The sequence below is a fragment of the Halorubrum lipolyticum DSM 21995 genome, assembly GCF_000337375.1.
Classification (GTDB): domain Archaea; phylum Halobacteriota; class Halobacteria; order Halobacteriales; family Haloferacaceae; genus Halorubrum; species Halorubrum lipolyticum.
In genome coordinates this window covers 94,116-110,810 of sequence record NZ_AOJG01000041.1, presented here as the reverse complement: position 1 = coordinate 110,810, position 16,695 = coordinate 94,116, and the positions used below count along the sequence as shown (strand labels likewise).

General features: G+C 68.1%; 16 protein-coding genes and 1 tRNA gene. 6 read left to right on the top strand and 11 right to left on the bottom strand.

The genetic code is table 11. The annotated features are described in order from the left end of the window. Window positions 1-24: 24 nt before the first annotated feature. Window positions 25-108, top strand: a tRNA-Leu gene (locus tag C469_RS15160). A 962-nt stretch (window positions 109-1,070) separates the two neighbouring features. Here the strand turns inward: C469_RS15160 and C469_RS15155 are convergent. After that, a complete protein-coding gene (locus tag C469_RS15155) occupies window positions 1,071-1,502 on the bottom strand; it encodes a hypothetical protein (protein ID WP_008008169.1) in 432 nt (143 codons plus the stop codon). Window positions 1,503-1,684: 182 nt separating this feature from the next. On the opposite strand from C469_RS15155, the gene C469_RS15150 reads away from it, so the two are divergent. From C469_RS15150 to C469_RS15140, 3 genes are read left to right on the top strand one after another with little or no spacing between them, the layout of a single operon-like run. Then, on the top strand, window positions 1,685-3,340 hold the full coding sequence (locus C469_RS15150; protein ID WP_008008168.1) for a CTP synthase: 1,656 nt from the start codon (window positions 1,685-1,687) through the stop codon (window positions 3,338-3,340). Further along, the gene (guaA, locus tag C469_RS15145) at window positions 3,341-4,258 is read left to right on the top strand and encodes a glutamine-hydrolyzing GMP synthase (RefSeq protein ID WP_008008167.1); all 918 of its coding nucleotides are present in this window, start codon (window positions 3,341-3,343) and stop codon (window positions 4,256-4,258) included. Then, entirely contained in the window at window positions 4,258-4,611 is a 354-nt protein-coding gene (locus tag C469_RS15140) for a DUF7126 family protein (protein WP_008008166.1), read from the top strand. The genes guaA and C469_RS15140 overlap by 1 nt, the downstream gene beginning before the upstream one ends. 86 nt (window positions 4,612-4,697) lie before the next feature. Here the strand turns inward: C469_RS15140 and htpX are convergent, their stop codons facing one another. Then, window positions 4,698-5,567 (bottom strand): zinc metalloprotease HtpX, encoded by an 870-nt coding sequence (gene htpX, locus C469_RS15135; protein WP_008008165.1) that lies wholly within the window; start codon window positions 5,565-5,567, stop codon window positions 4,698-4,700. A 95-nt stretch (window positions 5,568-5,662) separates the two neighbouring features. On the opposite strand from htpX, the gene C469_RS15130 reads away from it, so the two are divergent. After that, complete coding sequence (locus tag C469_RS15130; RefSeq protein WP_008008163.1) at window positions 5,663-6,601, top strand: NAD-dependent epimerase/dehydratase family protein; 939 nt, start codon at window positions 5,663-5,665, stop codon at window positions 6,599-6,601. A 254-nt stretch (window positions 6,602-6,855) separates the two neighbouring features. Then, window positions 6,856-7,503, top strand: coding sequence for an HU family DNA-binding protein (locus C469_RS17790; protein WP_275039729.1), 648 nt, complete (start codon window positions 6,856-6,858; stop codon window positions 7,501-7,503). Here the strand turns inward: C469_RS17790 and flaJ are convergent. The 9 genes from flaJ to cheY form a co-directional block, all read right to left on the bottom strand. Then, window positions 7,500-9,236, bottom strand: a complete 1,737-nt coding sequence (gene flaJ / locus C469_RS15120; protein ID WP_008008160.1) for an archaellar assembly protein FlaJ — start codon at window positions 9,234-9,236, stop codon at window positions 7,500-7,502. The genes C469_RS17790 and flaJ overlap by 4 nt on opposite strands. A gap of 2 nt (window positions 9,237-9,238) precedes the next feature. Then, a complete protein-coding gene (locus C469_RS15115) occupies window positions 9,239-10,912 on the bottom strand; it encodes a type II/IV secretion system ATPase subunit (RefSeq protein ID WP_008008158.1) in 1,674 nt (557 codons plus the stop codon). Window positions 10,913-10,988: 76 nt separating this feature from the next. Next, window positions 10,989-11,738 (bottom strand): ATPase domain-containing protein, encoded by a 750-nt coding sequence (locus tag C469_RS15110; protein WP_008008156.1) that lies wholly within the window; start codon window positions 11,736-11,738, stop codon window positions 10,989-10,991. Window position 11,739: 1 nt separating this feature from the next. Continuing rightward, entirely contained in the window at window positions 11,740-12,240 is a 501-nt protein-coding gene (locus C469_RS15105) for a flagellin (protein ID WP_008008154.1), read from the bottom strand. After that, complete coding sequence (locus tag C469_RS15100; RefSeq protein ID WP_008008152.1) at window positions 12,241-12,714, bottom strand: flagellin; 474 nt, start codon at window positions 12,712-12,714, stop codon at window positions 12,241-12,243. Continuing rightward, window positions 12,704-14,437, bottom strand: coding sequence for a FlaD/FlaE family flagellar protein (locus tag C469_RS15095; protein ID WP_008008150.1), 1,734 nt, complete (start codon window positions 14,435-14,437; stop codon window positions 12,704-12,706). The genes C469_RS15100 and C469_RS15095 overlap by 11 nt, the downstream gene beginning before the upstream one ends. Window positions 14,438-14,553: 116 nt before the next feature. Beyond that, a complete protein-coding gene (locus C469_RS15090; RefSeq protein WP_008008148.1) occupies window positions 14,554-15,072 on the bottom strand; it encodes a chemotaxis protein CheD in 519 nt (172 codons plus the stop codon). Next, window positions 15,069-16,268 (bottom strand): chemotaxis protein CheC, encoded by a 1,200-nt coding sequence (locus C469_RS15085; protein WP_008008146.1) that lies wholly within the window; start codon window positions 16,266-16,268, stop codon window positions 15,069-15,071. The genes C469_RS15090 and C469_RS15085 overlap by 4 nt, the downstream gene beginning before the upstream one ends. Further along, window positions 16,268-16,624, bottom strand: a complete 357-nt coding sequence (cheY, locus tag C469_RS15080) for a chemotaxis protein CheY (RefSeq protein ID WP_008008138.1) — start codon at window positions 16,622-16,624, stop codon at window positions 16,268-16,270. The genes C469_RS15085 and cheY overlap by 1 nt, the downstream gene beginning before the upstream one ends. Window positions 16,625-16,695 lie beyond the last annotated feature (71 nt).

The following is a 16,695-nucleotide window of genomic DNA, read 5'->3' as shown; positions in this document are numbered from 1 at the left end:
GCGGTGTCGAACTCAGGGCCGCGTGCGAGGGTAGCCAAGCCCGGAAACGGCGGCGGACTCAAGATCCGCTCCTGTAGAGGTCCGTGGGTTCAAATCCCTCCCCTCGCATCGCCGGGGTCCACCCCCGTGATGCGGAAGACGCTCTCGGAGCGCTCTTCCCTCGCAANGGTTCAAATCCCTCCCCTCGCATCGCCGGGGTCCACCCCCGTGATGCGGAAGACGCTCTCGGAGCGCTCTTCCCTCGCAAAAATTCACAAACCAATTATCGGGAGTAGCAACACCGAGTACAGCTCCCCAAGCCCGGAAACGGCGGCGGACTCAAGATCCGCTCCTGTAGAGTTCTCGTGAGCGAGCACCGCGAGCGAACGAGAGCATGCGAGTCGCAGCCGGCGAGCAGAGCGAGCCGGAGCGTCTCGCGGTGGTCCGTGGGTTCAAATCCCTCCCCTCGCATGAGCGCGTCCACAACGCGCGAATGCACACCAGGGGGGAGAATTTGAATCAGGGAGCGCCTCTGGCGCGACCGTGGTTCAAATCCCTCCCCTCGCATCGCCGGGGTCCACCCCCGTGATGCGGAAGACGCTCTCGGAGCGCTCTTCCCTCGCAANGGTTCAAATCCCTCCCCTCGCATCGCCGGGGTCCACCCCCGTGATGCGGAAGACGCTCTCGGAGCGCTCTTCCCTCGCAACACTTCACTCGAACTCGCCCAGCGACGGTTATTTATAAATGCGATCGGGATCGGTTCCCTCGACCGCGAGGTCACGCCGCCGGATCCGGTGGCGCGCGCCTCCGAGTGGGCCACCGGCCCACGAGGAGCCCGTGCGAGGTCGCCGGCGCGGAGCGCCGGCTGCCAGAGGGACCTTCGGTCCCTCGCTGGACGCGGTGAGCGCTCGAAGAGCGCGAACCGCGAGGCTGGGGAGGCGTGAGGTGCGGTGCTGTGCGGTGCGGGGTGGGACTCAAAGAGGCAGTCGCGAGCCGTCGTGACTGGGGCTTTGGGGGTGCTCCCCATCGGTCCGTTGTTCGCCATTTATAAGCGACCAACGAGGCCGCTGAAGACGGTCACCACTCCGCAATCACCCATTTATACCCCATCGACCCAGCGCGAGTCCGGCGAACGCGACGACCGCCAGTTCGACGCCGACGCCGACCGCGGATCCGAGCGTGCCGGCGGCGACGACCCAATCCTGCTCGGGACCGGTCCACAGCAGCACCGCGGCGGACCCGACGAGGTACACGACCGCGCCGACGACGCCGGTGGCCAGCGTCGTCGCGCCCGCGTCGATCGTGTCGCCGCCGCGACGGCCCACCAGATATGCGGCGCCGAGGAGCAGTCCGTAGACGAGGGCGAACGAGACGGTACGCCCGCCGAGGGCGTACAGCGTGAGCGCGCCTGGCCCGGGGATGTCGATGGCCGACTCCAAGACGATTGGCGCGATGCGATGCGCGACGCTGATCGCGGCCGCGGCGACGGCCGCGACCGCGGGAGGGATCGGGGACCAGTTCATAGGACGGCCGGGACGTGCGTCCGGATCCCGTGAGTAGCTTTCGCTCCGGTGTCGTCCCCGCCGTCGCTCGCGCCTCCACCGAGCCCGCCGCCGATCCGCGCGTTCGCCCCCGGAACGTCACGAACGTCCACCCGAAACGCAGGGTCCGAAACGGTTTTGCCGGCCCCTGACGGACGGTCGATATGCCAACGGATCCCGACACCGGGTACGACCCCTCGCTGGGTCGGAAGTTCGTGTTCGTCACGGGCGGGGTGATGTCCGGGCTGGGCAAGGGCATCACCGCCGCCAGCACCGGGCGTCTCCTCGCGAACGCGGGCTTCGACGTCACCGCCGTAAAAGTCGATCCCTACCTCAACGTCGACGCCGGGACGATGAACCCCTACGAGCACGGCGAGGTGTACGTCCTCAAGGACGGCGGCGAGGTCGACCTCGACCTGGGCAACTACGAGCGCTTCCTCGGCACCGACATGACGTTCGACCACAACGTCACCACGGGGAAGACCTACCAGCACGTCATCGAGCGCGAACGCGCCGGCGACTACCTCGGCAAGACCGTCCAGATCATCCCGCACGTCACCGACGACATCAAGCGGCGCATCCGGGAGGCCGCCGAGGGCTCCGACGTCTGCCTGATCGAGATCGGCGGGACGGTCGGCGACATCGAGTCGATGCCCTTCCTGGAGGCGCTCCGCCAGTTCGCCCACGAGGAGGACGACGAGGACATCCTCTTCACCCACGTCACCCTGGTCCCCTACTCGAAGAACGGCGAGCAGAAGACGAAGCCGACCCAGCACTCGGTGAAGGAGCTGCGGTCGATCGGGCTCCAGCCCGACATCCTGGTCGGCCGCTCCGAGGACCGGCTGGACCCGGAGACGAAAGAGAAGATCGCCTTATTCTGCGACGTCCCCACGGACGCCGTCTTCTCGAACCCCGACGTGGAGGACATCTACCACGTCCCGCTGATGGTCGAAGACGAGGGGTTAGACGAGCACGTGATGGAGCGGCTCGGCCTCGCCGACGAGGCCCTCCCGAAGGCGGAGCGGTCGACGGAGTGGCGCGAGCTGGTCACCCGCGACCGAGAGGAGGAGATCGACGTGGCGCTCGTGGGCAAGTACGCCCTCGAAGACGCCTACATGTCGATCCACGAGGCGCTGAAACACGCCGGGATCCAGACCGAGACAGAGGTGAACGTGCTGTGGGTCGACGCCGACGAGACCACGGACCGCCACGAACAGCGGCTCGCCGAGGCGGACGCGGTGGTCGTCCCCGGCGGGTTCGGCTCCCGCGGCACGGACGGGAAGATCGAGGCGGTCCGCTACGCCCGAGAGAACGACGTGCCCTTCCTCGGGCTCTGTCTCGGCTTCCAGATGGCGGTCGTCGAGCACGCGCGCGACGTGCTCGGGCTCGAGGACGCCCACTCCGCCGAGATCGACCCCGACACCCCTCACCCCGTCATCGATCTGCTCCCCGACCAGTACGAGACCGAGGACATGGGCGGGACGATGCGGCTCGGCGCACACGAGACCGACATCGAGCCCGGCACGCTGGCGGCGCGGGTGTACGACGCCGACTCCTGTACGGAGCGCCACCGCCACCGCTACGAGGTGAACCCCGAGTACATCGACGAGCTGGAGGCCGACGGCCTCGTCTTCTCCGGGCGCGCCGACAACCGGATGGAGATCTTAGAGCGGCCGGACCACCCGTTCTTCTTCGGCACGCAGGCGCACCCCGAGTTCCGGTCGCGGCCGGACCGGGCGAGCCCGCCGTTCGTCGCCCTCGTCGAGGCGGCGCTGGGATCGACGGACACAACCGAGCGGAACGCGGACGTGAGGCTATAGATGGTCGAGACGGAGGCATTCATCGCGGAGGCGAAAGCGGAGATCCGGGAGGCGATCGGCGACGCGAACGCGGTGATCGCCTTGTCCGGCGGCGTCGACTCCTCGGTCGCGGCGACGCTCGCGTACGAGGCGGTCGGCGACCAGCTCACTCCCGTCTACGTCGACACGGGGCTGATGCGGAAGGGGGAGACCGCGGAGATCCGAGACACCTTCTCCTTCATGGAGTCGCTGCGGGTGATCGAGGCGCAGGAGCGCTTCTTCGACCGGCTCGCCGGCGTCACTGACCCCGAGGAGAAGCGCCACGTCATCGGCGAGGGGTTCATCGACGAGTTCGAGACGGTCGCGCGCGACGTGGGCGCCGACTACCTCGTGCAGGGGACGATCTACCCCGACCGCATCGAGTCGGAGGGGAACATCAAGTCGCACCACAACGTCGGCGGGCTCCCCGAGGTCGTCGACTTCGAGGGGATCGTCGAGCCCGTCCGCGACCTCTACAAGGACGAGGTGCGCGAGGTCGCCCGCGCGCTCGGGCTCGAGGAGGTCATCTCCGAGCGCATGCCGTTCCCCGGCCCCGGGCTCGCCGTCCGGATCGTCGGCGAGGTCACCCCCGACAAGGCCGCCGTCGCCCGCGAGGCGACGCACGTCGTCGAGGAGGAACTCGAGGAGTACGACCCGTGGCAGGCGTTCGCCGCCGTCCTCGGGAAGGCCACCGGGGTGAAAGGCGACAACCGCGTGCACGGCTGGGTCGTCGCCGTGCGCTCGGTCGAGAGTCGCGACGGGATGACCGCCCGGGCGCAGGAGCTCGACTGGAGCACGCTCCAGCGCATCCAGAGCCGGATCACGGGCGAGAACGAGGACGTGGCACGCGTCGTCTACGACGTGACTCACAAGCCGCCCGCGACGATCGAGTACGAGTGATGGCGGACCAGCCTATCGCCGTCGTCGCAGGCCCCGACGAGCACGGGCTCGGCGAGGAGCTCGAAGCGCTCGGCGTCGAGATCCGCCGGATCGAGGGGCTCGTCACCGCCGACGCGCTCTCCGAAGCCGGGATCGACGAGGCCGCCTACTTCGTCCTCACCGACGTGGAGGAGGCGACCGGCATCCCGATCGCCAAGGAGCTGAACCCGGACGTGCTCGCGGTGACGTACGCCGACCGGTCCCTCCCGCAGTTCGTCGCCGGCGTCGCTGACCTCGCGATCGACCCGGGCCTACTTGGTCCCGGGACTGTCGCCGAAGAGCTGGTCGACGACGCTGCCGAGAGGACGGCGTAGCGGTCGCGAAGTCGGCGGCAAAAAGCGGACTCAATCGCAGCGCCGCGGTGCGGTTCCGGGAGTCGGGTTCGTTTTCGTCTTCGTTCTCAGGCCGTCTCCATCTCGCGCTCCAGGTCGCGGAGCCGCTCGATCCGGTTCTCCGTCGACGGGTGCGTCGAGGCGATCCTGCCGACGAACCCCGCCTTGATCGGGATGATGAAGAACGCGTTCATCTCCGCCTCCTCGCGGAGGTCCTCCTTCGGCACGCGGTCCATCCGGCCGTCGATCGTCATCAGCGCGGACGCGAGCGCGCCGGGCTTCCCCGTGATCAGCGCGGCGCCGCGGTCGGCGGAGTACTCGCGGTACCGCGAGAGCGCGCGGATGAGCAGGAACGAGATCACCCACACGACGATGGAGACGAGGATCGCGACGATGACGGGCGCGCCCTGCCGGTTGTCGCCGCTGAACAGCCACCCCCACCGCACGATGAAGAAGGCGATAGTCGAGAGGAACGACGCGATGGTCATCACCATCACGTCGCGGTTCTTCACGTGTGCGAGCTCGTGAGCGAGCACGCCGTCGAGCTCGTCGTCGTCGAGCGCCCGGAGCAGTCCCGTGGTCACGGCGACGGTCGCGTTCTTCTTGTTCCGGCCGGTCGCGAACGCGTTCGGCACCTGCGTGTCGGCGACGGCGACCGTCGGCTTCGGGAGGTCGGCCTGCTGGCTCAGGCGCTCGACCCGGCGGTGGAGGTCGGGGTACTCCTCGGCGCTCACCTCGCGGGCGCCCATGCTCCGCAGGGCGAGCTTGTCGCTGAAGAAGTACTGGGCGATCGCGAACCCGCCGAGCATGATCAGCGGGAACAGGAAGTCGCCGAAATACACGGTCAGCGCGCCGACGAACACGACGTAGAGGGCGAAGAGGAGGAACATCGTGAACGCCATCCGTCCACGGAGTCCCCAGTCGGTCTTCCATTCCATACCCGTATTTTACCGCTCGCGCGATTAAAGGCTGCCGGGAGCGGGGGATCGCCCGACGACGGTGCGCTTTTGCCTCGTCGCGCCGACTCGCACGCATGGAGACCGTCCTCGTCACCGGCGGCCGCGGCGCCTCCGGGCGCTGGGTCGTCGACCGGCTCGCGGGCGACTACGAGGTCGTCGTCGCCGACTACGAACGCCCCGGTCCGGACGCCGACCCGGCGCCGCACGTCTCGTTCCGCGCGGCCGACCTCGCCGACCGCGGCGAGGCGCTCGACACGGTGGCCGCCGTCGACCCCGACGCCGTCGTCCACTGGGCCGCGATCCCCGTCGCCGGCACCCACCCCGACGGTCGGGTGTTCGAGACGAACGTTCACGCCGCGAAAAACGTCCTCGACGCCGCCGGCCGCGCCGACGCTCGGATCGTCCAGGCCTCCAGCGACGGCGCCTACGGCTTCTTTTTCGCCGATCCGACGCCGCTCCCCGACGAGCTCCCGATCACCGAGGACCACCCGCTCCGGCCGGAGGACCCGTACGGCCTCTCGAAGGTGACCGCGGAGGCGGCCGCGGGCGCGATCGCCCGCCGCGAGGGCGTATCGGCGGTCTCGATCCGCCCCTCGTGGATCCAGTACCCCGGCGCGTACGCCTGCCGGACCGACGGCTACGTCGACGATCTGGACGCGGGCGCCGGTAACTTCTGGTCGTACGTCGACGCCCGCGACGTCGCCGACCTCGTCGTCGACGCGCTCGCGGGAACGGCGGGGCCGGACCCGGCCGTAGCGCCCGGGACTCACGAGGCGGTCAACTGCGTCGCCGCCGACAACGCGCTCGGTCGCCCCCTGCTCGACCTCCTGCGCGAGTCGTACGGCGAGATCACCGACGACTGCGCTGTCGACGGGAGCGCGCTCGCCGAGGGCGACGACCGGACCGCCTACGCGATCGAGAAGGCCGAGCGGCTGTTCGGGTGGGGACCGAGCCGGTCGTGGCGCGACGCGGCCGACGAGGAGGTCCCCGAGCCGACGCTGTTCGAAGGGTAGGCACGGGGGATGCGCCGCAGCTCCGTTCCTATCCGCACCAAGAGACGCGTTCCAACCCCCTCGCGGTCGGGATCCGTTTTTAATCAAGACCATCTCACGAGAACATATATTGAAGGTGAAATTAACACTAAATTTATATATTAACCAATCGATATAGCACCGTGAGTAAAGATATCATGTCCCAACTCGAGCTCTCGCGGCGGACCGTACTGCGGAGGGGTGCTATCCTCTCGACGTCCCTCGGACTGGCCCTGTTGACGACGACCGGCCAGGCGGTGGCGATGAACAAAGCGGAACTGATCGAGTCGATGGCGAGCGAATCCGGACTGAGCAAGTCAGATGCGAAGCGGGCGCTCGAGGTGTTCACCGACGCGACGACGAACGCCTTGAAGAGGGGCGACAGCGCCGTACTGGTCGGATTCGGGTCGTTCAGTATCTCGAAGCGCTCCGCCCGGACGGGGCGAAATCCGAGGTCCCGAAACGGCCCTGTAGACGACTCACCGGTGACGTTCGGCGCCTGCCCGGAATTCGCGGCCGCCCTCGATCTCAACCCCGGAAAGGGTGACGAGGCCAGCGCCAAGTACCGGGACGCCGACGTGGTGATCGACGCGGAGTACATCGCGAGTGAAATGGGACGCGACTCGCACGAGGGGGTATCGGAGAACGACGTGAAGCGGGCGCTCGAGGCGTTCACCAACGCGACGACAAAGGCCCTGAAGAAGGGTGATCGGCTGTCGTTGGGTGGTACAGAGGACGAGAACGGGGGGTTCGGCACGTTCAGCATCTCGAAGCGGTCTGCCCGAACCGGACGAAACCCACAGACCGGAAAAGAGATCCAGATCGCGGCGAAGAACGTGGTCAAATTCAAAGCGGGCGCCGAACTCTCCAAGGCCGTCAACTAGATCGTCAGGATCGCGTTGACCAGCGTCCGCGTCGCGATCGCGGTCGCCGCACCGAGCCACGTCAACAGCACGAAGTGGATGTACCCGTTCGCGGGGTTGCCGCCGTCGATCCGGCGGATCATCTGCGAGGAGAGGGCCGCGTTAAAAAGGACGACCGTGAGCAGCAGGTACTCGATCAGCGGGATGTCGTACGCGCCGGGGTAGACGATCTGACCGATGTCCATCTGGTCGAGCTCGAAGTCGGCCGTCAGGTCCGCGAGGATCGCGACGATCTCTAACCCGATGAAAAAGGCGAACGTCGCCGCCGCCGTGATCCCGTACAGCAGGCCGATGAAGGTCATCGCCGCCTGCCGGCGCTGCTCGCGGAGCTGGTTCACGGCGTTCATGTTCTTCGAGATCAGCTCGCCGAGCATCTTCGGGTCGCCGCCCATCTGCCGGCCGACGAGGTACATCTCGGAGAACTTCTGGATGAGGTACGACCGGGTGTCGTAGGTGAACTGCTCCCACGCGCCCGTGGTGCTGATACGCATGTTGAGCCGGCGGTAGAGCCGCTCGATGGACGGCGAGAGGTCGCCGAAGTTCTTGTCGCGCAGCGTGGTCAACACGTCGGTGGTCGTCGACTGCTTCGCGCTCTCTGTCGCGCCGAGCGCCCGGATGAAGGAGGGAAACTCGCCGTCGCGGGCCGTGATCGCCTGCTCCTCGGTGCGGAGGACGACGCCGGTGATGAAGAGGGGCGATATCGGCACCGCGAGGTACAGCGGGAGCCGCACGTCGTCGAGGAACCAGAGGAGCCCCGGGAGTCCCGGGCCGTACCCGAACATTCCGGCGGCCGTGATCCCGATGATGAGAAAGGAGAGCCCGCCGCCGAGCCCGAGCGACGCCCACAGCTTCAGATCGCCGGGCGCGCGCTCGTCGGGGTGGAACCAGATCGGGTCGTACGGCGAGGTCGCGCGGATCATCGCGTAGAAGCCGAGCTGGACGAAGACGAAGAGGACGATGACCGCGGCCACCGTCGCGGTGGGGTCGTTCCCGGTCAAGATCGGGAGGACGATCGCGAAGACCAGCGCGAACGTCATCGAGAGGATCATCGACATGTACAGGTCCTTCATGACTTCCAGGTTCGACAGCGAGGACTCGTACAGCGTCTCGTACTTCGCGAGCATGACGTCCTGCTCGGAGACGAGGAACTCCTCTAACGACTGGCCCGCCCCCATCGTGTAGCCGAGCCGGTCGAAGAAGTCGGCCATCGCCTCCGAGGGGACCTCCTCGGCCCGCCGGCGACACGCGTCGTCGAGGCTCTGGTTCCACGTGTCGACGAGGTGGACGACGCGGCGGATCTCCTCGGCGGCGACGCCGTACTCCTCCTCGTTCGCTAGGGTTCGGAACACCTCCATGCGGTCGATGTTCGTCGTCGACAGCACGGTCATGTGCGTCATCACGAGGTGGAGCTGGTTGTCGATCTGGTTCTCCAGGCTGGAGAGGTAGATCTTCGGGTATATCACCGCCGCGACCAGCACGAGCCCGCCGAACATCGGGACCGGGACCCGCGCGGCGAACGGAAGCGGGAGGACGAACAGGCCGACGACGCTCGCGGCGAAGACGAGGAGCGCCGGGATCAACACGAGCCCGACGTACTTCCGCTTCGAGATGTCGAGCTTGTCGTACGACTCCATGACGGCCGAGGTCAGCTCCGCGGCGGTCGCGAGCCCGTCGCCGACCTCCTTCACCGCCATGGCTATCTGACGTTCCGGTGCATGTCGAAGGGGAGCCCCTCGACGCCGTCGCGCTGGAAGGAGTTGATCGCGTCGTTCACCTCGTGGTAGCCCAGAATTCCCTCCTGGATCATCCGCTCGATCAGCTCCGCGCGGAACTCCAGGTCGTCGTAGATGTCGCGGGTGTCGGCGTACCCCAGCAGCGTCGCGATCTGCTCTTCTAACACGTAGGAGTTGTTCATCCCCTGGAAGACGATCTCGTCTTCGACGGGGTCCCAGCTGAACACCTCGCGGGTGACGACCCCCTCCATCTCCTTGGAGTACCCCTCGATCTCCTGGACGCTCGTCACCCGGCGCAACACCTTATCGCCCTGTTTCACCCGGTTCTGGAACAACGCCACGTCCGCGTTGTCCATGAACGTCTCCGGGACGTTGATCGGCTCGGAGGTGAACCGCTGGATCATCGAGACGATGTCGGACGCGTGGAACGTCAGCATGACGGGGTGGCCCGTCTGGGCCGCCTGGAACGCCATGCGTCCCTCGGCGCCCCGCACCTCGCCCACGATGATGTAGTCGGGCCGCGACCGGAGCGCGGCGGCGACCAGGTCGAACATGTCCACGTCGGAGGAGCCCTCGCCGCCGCCCTCGCGGGTCAACAGCTGCTGCCAGGTGCTGTGCGGCGGGATGACCTCGGCGGTGTCCTCCGCGGTGTATATCTTCGAGTCGTCGGGGATGTACGAGAGGATGGCGTTCAGCGTCGTCGTCTTCCCGGACGCGGTCTCGCCGACGACGAACACCGTCTGCTCGTTCTCCAGACAGAGCCAGAGGTACGCCGCCAGCTGCGGCGAGAGCGTCCCCCAGTTGGTGATCTGGTTGATCGACAGCGGCACCTCCTCGCCCTGCCGGATCGTGAGCGAGGAGCCCTTCAGCGACACGTCGTCGGAGTAGATGATGTTGATACGCGAGCCGTCCGGGAGCGTGGAGTCGACGATGGGGTCGGAGTCGGAGAGGGGGTCGCCGATCCGCTCGCCCATGTTGCGCAGCCAGTTGTCGAACTCTTGCGGCGTCCCGAAGTCGACGGTCGTCTCCAACATGCCGAAGGTGCCGTGATCGACGTGACACTCCTTGGGACCGATGACGTGGATGTCCTCGTTGGCCGGGTCGCGCATCACTGGTTCGAGCGGTCCGAGCCCGACGATGTCGCGGTTGAGCCGGTAGCGGATGTTCTCGTAGGTCTCCTCGGTGACCGACAGCTTCCCCATGTTGAGCACCTTCGAGAGGCTGCCGCGGAACCCCTCGTTCCGCCCGTCGATGTGGGTGACCTCCTCTAACAGCTCCTCGATGAGGTCGTCGTACTCGGCCTCGCTGTCGGGGGCGCTGTGCTGGCCGCTCACCGTGAGGAGGCGGTTCTTTATCTCGTTGAGGACCTCGGCCTGCGGGCCGGAGACCTCCGGTTCGATGGCGTAGTACTTCGTGTCCTGCCCGAGGTCGCCGTAGATGTGGCTGTAGATCGGCCCGCCGACGGGGTAGATGACGTTGGGGCGGTTCGACTCGTACTCGTCTTTGGGCTCCTCGATGAACTGCGGGAACTCCCCGGTGATCTGCTTGAACTCCCGCAGGTGCTCGCGGAGGTGCGGCCGCCGCATGGCCGCCTTCCGGAGCTCGTCCGACGGTTTCGCTGTGCCGTGTTCGGTCATGGTCTACTCCGCGCCTCCTGCCGGATCGGTCGCGTCCCGGCGACCGGGACGGCTGTGCGTCGGTTCGCCCATCTGTTCAGGCGACGCTCCGGCTCTCGATGACGATCCCGGTGCCCGACCGGACCGAGAAGCCGATCGTGTCGCCGACCTGTTCGCCCATGCCCGCGAAGCGCTTCACGTTGATCTGTCGGCGGATGTCGTTGCCGACCTCGATCATCTCCAGCTGGAGGAACACGTCGGCGATCGACCGAAACGGCCCGATCGCGTCGTCGTCGACGGCCGAGGGGTCGACGGTGAGCACCACCACCTTCCCCTGCGAGATGATCTCGCGGAAGAAGGAGATGATCTCCAGGGCCGCCTGTCGCTCCTCGTTCTTCCGGACGAGCGCCTCGAACGTCGGGTCGTTCCGGAAGATGGCGTCGAAGGTGTCGAGGAAGACCACGTCGGAGTTCCACATCGCCTCCGCGTTCATCAGCCGCTTGAGCAGCTCCTTGCGCTCCCCGTCGTCGTCGGAGAACGCTCCGCCGGAGTCGAAGTCGGCGTGGAGGAAGAGCAGCTCCTCGTTCAACAGCGGCTTCACCATGTCGTACTCCAGCGAGTGCATCTGGTCGATGAACCCGCGCACGGTGAGCTCCGTCGACATCATCGTCACCGACGCGCCCTCCTCGACGAGCCCGTAGGCGAACCGCTGGGAGATGGCGCTCTTCCCGGCGCCGTAGTCGCCCTCCATGAGGACGATGCTGCCGCGGGGGATCCCCCCGCCGAGCTCCTTGTTCAGCCGGTCGCGCTCGCCGAGGCCCAGAGAGAGGAGGTTGTCGTGGGGCATCTCAGTTGCCTCCCTCCACGCGGAACTGGAACAGCTCCTCGTCGCCGTTGGCGGTGACGTACACCCGGTGATCGCCGTCGTCGAGGCCGTCGGTCCCGGTGTCGTCGAGCTGTTCCGCGTCGATCGTGAGCCGCAACACGTCGCCGCGACTCCACGCCGCGCCCGCGTCGGCGGAGACGAGTTCGCCGTCGATCGCGCTCGGCGGGACGTACTGACCGTCGAAGACGACGTCGAGCCCCGAGCCGTCGGGCGCGAGCCGATAGGTGCCGGTGTTCTTTATCAAAAGGGTCACGTTCTGGTCGCCGCTGGCGTTGTACACCCCCGCGTTCGCGTCGGAGATGATCGTCACGTCGGTCCGAAGCTGTTCGGTCGCGTCCAGCCCGGCGTCGTCGACCGCCGCGCTCACGCGGTCGACCCCCGTGGTGATCGTGCCGACCACGCCGGCCGCGATCACGAGGCTCGCGATGAACAGGATGAGGTGTGAGACGGGAACGCTCGCCATCTACGCGCTCACCTCCGTGACGGTCGCCGCGTCGCGAACGCCGGACTCGACGACGAGAACGACGCGGGTGCCGTCCCCGATGTCCGCGTCCGTGTCGGCCTGTGCGACCTCGACGGTCAGCGTCTCACCGCCGAGCCACAGCTCGGTGTCCCCGTCGCCGTCGACGCTCGTGTTCGCGTCGGCTCCGCCCACGTCGACGTACTCGTTGTCGACGAGCAGCGTCGCGTCGCCGGCGACGAGGCCGACGGAACCGTCGTTGGTGGCGGTGACTGTCAGCGTCTCGTCGGTCCCGTCGTAGGTCGCGTTCGAGACCGCAAACGCCGTGTTCTGGCGTTCGAGGGCGCGCTCGTTCATCCCGTGTTGCGCGTCGGTAACGCGGTCGAAGCCGTTGGCCGCGACGGGGTAGAACGTCGTGAACGCGAAGAACAGCCCCGCGACGATGATGGCCGTCGACGCGGAGACGCTAACGCCCATCTCCCCACCCTCCGTCGGCCGGGTCGGCGCGGTCGGAACGCGGGTTCGGGTCGTTCATGGGTCGCGGGGAGCCGCCGTTGCGCTCGCGTCCCTCGAGTCGCTCGTCGCGATCGGCGTGTCCGTTCGTTCGCCGACCGTCGTCGCCGCTCCGGTCGCCGCCGCGGTCCTCCCGCGGCGCGCGCCGACCGGTCTCGCGTCCCCTCCGCTCGCCACGCCCGCCCCGTCCGCCGGAACCGACCGGCGGCGGTCCGCCGCCGACCAGCGACCCCCCGGCGAGGTCGTCCCAGCGGTCGAGCAGCAGCAGGTGACCGCTCGTCCCGTTGAGCTGGGTCACGTATCGGAGGCTGCGGGTGTGGTGTTCCCGGACCAGCCCGTCGGTCCCCGGCCGGTCGACGAGGTTGCGGTCGATCGTGCCGAATCCGGAGAGGAAGTCGCGGAGCCGAGCGGCCGCCTCGGGGCCGACCCACTCGATGCGCTCGTAGTAGTTGATCGCCCGCACCGCGTCGGTCACGTCGCTCTCGGAGACGAGGAACTCCAGCCACTCCATCACGAGGAGGTCCCCGACGTAGTCGCCGGGGAGCTCCGTCAGGTACGGCTTGCCGCGGGTCCCCGAGAGGTCGTCCTTCTGGACGTACTCGAAGCCGCCGCCGTTCGCCTCGGCGGGGTCGCCGCCGGGCTGCTGCCCCCGCGGGCGGTCGGGTTCCGGCTCGGGCGCGTGGCCGTTCGTCGCCGGGCCGTCGTCGTCGAGGCCATCGTCGAACGAGTCCGCCCCCTCGTCGAAGGCGTCGACGCCCCCCTCGTCGAACGGGTCCGGCTCGTCGCCGAGGTCCTCCTCGAACGAGTCGTTCCCGTCGTCGAACGGGTCCTCGTCTCCGGGCCCGTCCGCCTCCGTTTCGGCGCCGTCCTCGTCGGCCCAGTCGGCCTCCCCGGCGTCGTACTCCTCTTTCAGCTCGCTGAAGCTCTTTCCATCGTCGTTCATGTCGTCACCGTCGTCCGCCGCCGCGGTCTCGGACGCGGCGTCGGCGGAGTCGCCGTCGTCCGTGTGCTCGTCGTCCGGTTCCTCGTCCAGCTCGGCGAACTCGTCGTCGTCCTCGAAGTCGTCGTCGAGCAGGTCGTCGTCGAAGAACCCGTCGGCGTCCGCGTTCGCGACGTCTTCGTCGAGGTTGTCGTCGTCGGCCGCGTCCTCCTCGTCGTCGTCGAAGAGGCCGAACGACCCCTCGCCGCCGCCGTCCACTCCATCGAAGCCGCTGGAGTCGTCGACGAACGGGTTGATTCCGCGGGTGACCATCTCGTAGATGTCGAGCAGGTTCCGCACGTCCTCCTCGATGTCGTCGACGGCGGCCGAGATCTCCTCGTTCTCCGAGCGGACGGTCGAGACCGTCGACGAGAGCGAGGCGACCTCGTTCTCCAGGTCGTCGAGCCGCTTCTCCAGCTCGTCGGTGTTGGCGCCGCCACCGCCGCCGCCGTCGTCGAAGTCGTCGTCCCACTCGTCCATCCCGTCGAAGTCGTCGAAGTCGTCACCGCCGCCCATCCCGCCGCCGCTGCCACCGCCCATCCCGCCACCGCCGAAGGGGTCGTCGCTACCGCCCATGCCTCCGGAATCGTCGTCGTCGGAGCCGTCATCGTCGAGGAACCTGTCGAGGACGCTCGCACCGACGAGCCCCAGCGTGGCGACTATCCATGCGGCCGTTGGAGCTCCCCACACCGGTAGTTCGAGGCCCATTACCGTGTACCACCCTCAGAACACACTTCAATTCACCCCTCAAAATATCAGCTGTGAGAACACACACGTTCGGCGGAACGTCGGCGACGCCGCGCCGTCGCCCGTGCGAATCGGTGTTAAAGGGTCCGCTCGAACCCGTCGGCCGCGCGAACGACCAGCCGACCGTCGGCCCTGAACCGGACGGTCCGTCCGACGCCGTCGCCGACCGCGCGTTCGATCACGGGGACCCCGGCCGCGTCGAGGCGCTGCTCGGCGCGCGCGACGTTCCGCGGCCCGACCGCGTCCGTGAGATCGAGCATCTCCGCGCCGCCGGCGACGCGCGCCTCGAGTCGGTCGGGAGCCGCGCCCGCGGCCTCTAGCTCCGCGATCAGCGTCTCGATCCCGGTGTCGACGTACTTTCCCGGACGCTCCATGCCGGTATCGGTCTCGGTGCCGTTCGGCAGCATCGCGTGTAACAGCCCGCGGACGCCGGTCGACCGGTCGACGAGCGCAACGGCGACGCACGAGCCGAGACCGCTCGTCGTCAGCGTCTCTCCGCCGGTCGCGACCGCCAGCTCGCTGACGCCGACCTTGATCCGGCCGGCGTCGGGAGCCCGGGAGAGGGCCCCCTCACGGGACGACGGCGGGTGGCTCACGACTCGGAGAGCCGGTCGAGCGCCCGCGTCAGTTCGCGCTCGTCTGGGAGCGCGTACACGTCACACCGCGCCTGCACGCCCTCCGTCCGTATCGCGGCGTCGATCACGAACCCGTAGTCCTGCCGCCGGCTCAGCTTGGCGATCAGCGGACTGATCGCCGCCGAGCCGATGTCGTGGACGTACTCCGGGGGCGAGTGGGAGATCGACGTGCCGAGCACGTTCGCCCACCCGTCGATGAACCCGCTCGTCATCACGTTGCCGAGCTCGCAGAGCGCGTTCTCGGCCATCCCGCCGAGCGGCTCGTCCGGCTCGCTCGGGAGCATCGAGGCGGCGATCTTCGCCGCGGACTCCTCCTCGAAGAGGATCGCGAGGTAGCCGCTCGGCTCTCCCTGCAGCTCGAAGACGGTCCCGGCGTGGGGCTCGACGCCGACCTCGGCGGGTACGTCGGCCAGCGGCACGAACCGCAGCCGGCTCACGTCGACGCTCGTCTCGAGGCCCGTCATCATCGCGATGTTGTCGGCGGCGTTCGCGGAGCCCCGCTTCGCCAGCGACGCGAACGTCGACAGCGACTCGTAGGGGACCGCGGTGCTGCCCGCGCCGTCGTTTCCCGCTCCGCCCTCCGCGCCCGGCGCCGCGGCCGGCGCGGTCTTGCCCACGACGAGGTCGCGGAACTGTCCGGAGTCCGGGAGCATGTAGATGGAGAAGTCGAGGTCCGTCGTCGTCGCGTCGAGCCGGCTCTCGAAGAGGAACACGCCGTCGCCGGCGAGCGCCCCGTCGGGGAGGACGGCGGCGCCGTCGGCCTCGAAGTACCGGGGCGGCGTCATGTCGATCGCGGTCCCGAGGTAGTTCGCCCACCCGTCGAGGAAGCCGCCGAGCGCGATGTTGCCGACCTCGCTCACGGCGCTACGTCCCATCGACGCCCCGCCCGGTAGGAGCGAGAGCAGGGCGTCGACGTTGGCCGCGTCGAACGCGAGCACCGCCTCGCCCTCCAGCCCGCCGCGGAGCCCGACGCTCACGCCGATCGACTCCCGACCGGCGAACGCCTCGGCGAGGTCCTCGCCGCTGGCGACGCTGGCGCCCGTGACTTCCACGGAGAGGTCCGTGCCCGTCAGGTCGGTGAGCGCGCCGGCGGCCTGCCCGGCGCCCCGCTCAGCCAACCGGTTGCAGGCGCCGAGCGCCCGGACGTCGACGCGCATTATACCGCCGATCCGATGGCGTCGAGCACGTTCGGCTTCTGGAACGGCTTCGTGATGTACCCCTCGGCGCCGGCCTTGATGGCCGCCTTCATCTTCTCTTCTTGCCCGACGCTGGTGCACATGATCACCGTCGCTTCCGGGTTCTCCTCCAGGATCTCCGTCGTCGCCTCGATGCCGTCCCGGATCGGCATCACGATGTCCATCATCACGAGGTCGGGCCCGTGTTCCTCGTACATGTTGACCGCCTCCACGCCGTTTTCGGCCTCGCCGACGATCTCGAACTCCCCTTCGAGGATCTCTCGGAGCAGGTTCCGCATGAACTCCGAGTCGTCCGCGATAAGCACGCGCGTTGCCATGGTTACCTGGAAGGGGGGACACCGTTCACTTAACCACTCCCCCGCGGTTCTCAGCGATGAGAACCGATCGC